Consider the following 3,266-nt stretch of genomic DNA (forward strand, 5'->3'; position numbering starts at 1 on the left):
GCCGGCGTCAACGTCCATCCCATGGGTCCATCGTGTCCGACCGGTGGCCGCGTCGGCACCCGAATATCCGCGGGCGCCGAGCAGCCGGGCCCGGACCGACCCGGGCACCGGCAGGCCCGGCGCGTACCGACCCGGCGCGCACCCACCCCGGCACGGACCCACCCCGGCACGGACCGGGCGCCCGCGGCTACCCCGCCAGGCCCCGCCGGGCCAGCAGCGGTTCCACCCGCGGCGGGCGGCCCCGTACCGCGGCGAACGCCCGCATCGGGTCCACGCTCCCGCCCCGGGACAGCAGCTCGCGGCGGAAGGTGTCCCCGTTGGCGCGGCGCAGTCCGCCGTTGGAGCGGAACCAGTCGACGGTGTCGGCGTCCAGGACCTCGCTCCAGATGTAGGAGTAATAGCCCGCGCTGTACTGGCTGTTGAAGATGTGGGTGAAGTAGGTGGTGCGGTAGCGCGGCGGGATCGCCGGCAGGGCGAGGCCGGCGTCCTGGAGGGCCTTGGCCTCGAAGGCGAGCGGGTCGCCGGGGTCGGCGCCAGCCGGCAGGGTGTGCCAGGCCCAGTCCAGCAGGGTGGCGGCCAGGTACTCGACGGTGGCGAAGCCCTGGCCGAAGCGGGTCGCCTCCCGCATCCGGGCCACCGTGCGCTCCGGCATCGGCTCGCCCGTCTCGTGGTGGGTGGCGTAGTGGGCGAAGATCTCCGGCCACAGCGACCACATCTCGTTGACCTGCGAGGGGTACTCGACGAAGTCGCTGGGCACGCTGGTGCCGGCGAAGTACGGGTAGCGCACCGCGGAGAACAGGCCGTGCAGGGCGTGCCCGAACTCGTGGAAGAGGGTGTCCACCTGGACGAGGGTGAGCAGGGCGGGCTCACCGGGCGCGGGGCGGGGGATGTTGTGGTTGTTGACGACCACCGGTCGCCTGCCGAGCAGGGTGGACTGGTCGATGAGCGCGTTCATCCAGGCGCCGCCGCGCTTGGTCTCGCGGGCGAAGAAGTCGCACAGGACCAGGCCGAGGCCGGTGCCGTCGGCTTCGAAGACCTCGAAGACCCGTACGTCGGGGTGGTAGCCGGGCAGGTCGGGACGTTCGGTGAAGGTGAGGCCGTAGAGCTCGTGGGCGGCGTGGAAGACGCCGTCGCGCAGCACGGTGTCGAGCGCGAAGTACGGCCGCAGTTCGGCCTCGTCGATGTCGAAGCGCCGCTTGCGCAACTGGTTGGACCAGTAGGCCCAGTCCCATGCCTCGACCGGTCCGCCGGCCAGTTCGGCCAGCGCCTCGGCCTCGCGCCGGGCGTTGGCGACGGCGGGCGGCACGAGCTGTGCCAGCAGGTCGGTGACGGCCTGGGTGCTGCCGGCCGTGCGGTCGGCGACGACGTAGGCGGCGTGGCTGTCGTAGCCGAGCAGGGCGGCCCGTTCGGCGCGCAGGGTGGCGAGGGTGACCGCGAGCGGGCCGTTGGTGTCCTGGGCGCGGTTCACGGAGGCGTCCAGCAGCCGCCGGCGGACCTCGCGGTCGTCCAGGACCGCCAGTTCGAACTGGTTGGAGAAGCTCTTCAGGCCGAGCACCCAGCGGCCTTCCAGGCCGCGCGCGCGGGCGTTCTCGGCGGCGGCGGCGATCGCGTCGGGCGACAGGCCGGACAGCTGGGCCGGGTCGTCCAGGACCAGCGCGTCGGCGGCGCTGGCGGCCAGCAGGTTCTGGCCGAAGGCGGTGGCGGCGGCGGCGATCCGGGCGTTGAGGTCGCGCAGCCGCCGCCGGCCCGCGTCGGACAGTTCGGCGCCGGCCCGTCGGTAGTCGGTGTGGTAGCGCTCCAGCAGCCGGTGGGACTCGGGATCGAGGTCGAGGGTGTCGCGGGCGGCGTACAGCGCCGAGATGCGGGCGTACAGCGCCGGGTTGAGGTGCACGGCGTCGCTGTGGGCGGCCAGCATGGCGCTGATCCGCGGTTCGATCGCGCGCACGACGGGGGTGAGGTGTGACGACGCCTGGTTGTCGAAGACGGCCCGGACCCGGTCCAGGAGTTCACCCGAACGCTCCAGCGCCACCAGCGTATTGGCGAAGGTGGCGGGCTCCGGGTTGTCGGCGACGGCCGCTACTTCGGCCAGGTGCTCGGCCAGCGCGTACTCGAAGGCGGGCAGGTAGTGCTCGTCCCGGATCTCGGCGAACGGCGGCAGCTCGTACGGCAGGTCGCTCCGGCTGAGGAGGGGATTCGTCGTCACCGCTCGACCCTACGCCGACCGGCGCCCGGCCAGGGGCGGAAAACAGCCCGCCCGGCAGCGTGGGCCGGGCGGGCGGGACGGGGTGCGGAATACCTGCGGGCCTGCCGGGACCGGGCAGGCCTACGACGTCAGCCGCTCTTGCGGCGGAACTCGCGGGGGCCGCCGGCGCGGCCGTGGGCGCCGTGGACCTTGGACTGGTCGGGGCCGGCGCCGCCGGTGCCCGCTTGGCGGGCGCCCTGCTTGCGGGTCAGCGCCTCGCGGAACTTCCGCTTCACCTCGTCCTCGTCCGGGTCCGGTGCGCCGGCCTCCGTCTCGGGGTCGTCGGCCGCGGCCGCGGCGGCGTCCTGGGGGTCTGCGTCGGCGGCCGGGGTGGCCTCGTGCTCTGGGTCGGTCATGACACCAGCGTCGCACGCCGGGGGGCGACCGCCCACCCGATATCGTGTCGCGGGACAGCGCGTGTACGGTTCCGGTCAGCACCTCCGAGGAGGAACAGACCCATGACCTGGCTGTTGTACGGCGCCACCGGGTACACCGGCCGCCTCATCGCCCGTCGCGCCGCGGCCCGGGGCCTGCGGCCCGTGCTGGCCGGGCGCAACGCCGCCAAGCTGGTTCCGCTTGCCGCCGAACTCGGTCTGGAGCACCGGGTGTTCGGGCTGGCCGAGCCGGGTGCGATACGCCGCGGGCTGGACGGCGTGGACGGCGTGGCGCACTGTGCGGGTCCCTTCGCGCGGACCGCGCTGCCGATGGCGACGGCCTGTATCGAGACCCGGACGCCGTATCTGGATATAACCGGCGAGATCGATGTCTTCGAGTCGCTGTACGCGCTGGGCCCGCGGGCCGCGGCGGCCGGTGTCACCCTGCTGCCGGGTGCGGGCTTCGACGTGGTGCCGACCGACTGCGTGGCGGCGCTGCTGGCCGCGCGGCTGCCGGACGCCACCCAGCTCGACCTGGCCTTCCTGACCGGCGGCGGGACCAGCCCCGGCACCGCGCGCAGCGCGCTGGAGGGCGCGGCCGACGGCGGCCGGATCCGGGCCGGCGGGGAGATCCGCGCCGTCCCGTTCGG

3 protein-coding genes are annotated in these 3,266 nt (G+C 74.3%); 1 reads left to right on the forward strand and 2 read right to left on the reverse strand.

Translation table 11 applies throughout. The features are described 5' to 3' along the window. Positions 1 to 187: 187 nt before the first annotated feature. Together GA0115240_RS34580 and GA0115240_RS37520 are read right to left on the reverse strand one after the other, a co-directional pair. Entirely contained in the window at positions 188 to 2,203 is a 2,016-nt protein-coding gene (locus GA0115240_RS34580) for a M3 family metallopeptidase (protein ID WP_093743003.1), read from the reverse strand. A 128-nt stretch (positions 2,204 to 2,331) separates the two neighbouring features. Further along, positions 2,332 to 2,598, reverse strand: a complete 267-nt coding sequence (locus GA0115240_RS37520) for a DUF5302 domain-containing protein (RefSeq protein ID WP_093743005.1) — start codon at positions 2,596 to 2,598, stop codon at positions 2,332 to 2,334. A gap of 102 nt (positions 2,599 to 2,700) precedes the next feature. Here GA0115240_RS37520 and GA0115240_RS34590 point away from each other — a divergent pair. Beyond that, a partial coding sequence (locus tag GA0115240_RS34590) for a saccharopine dehydrogenase NADP-binding domain-containing protein (protein ID WP_161302656.1) occupies positions 2,701 to 3,266 on the forward strand: 566 nt, incomplete at its 3' end.

Source organism: Streptomyces sp. DvalAA-14, assembly GCF_900091855.1.
Lineage (GTDB): Bacteria > Actinomycetota > Actinomycetes > Streptomycetales > Streptomycetaceae > Actinacidiphila.

Excerpts from the sequence above, each read along its gene's own strand:
- GA0115240_RS37520 (WP_093743005.1), bottom strand. The coding sequence starts at position 2,598 with ATGACCGACCCAGAGCACGAGGCCACCCCGGCCGCCGACGCAGACCCC.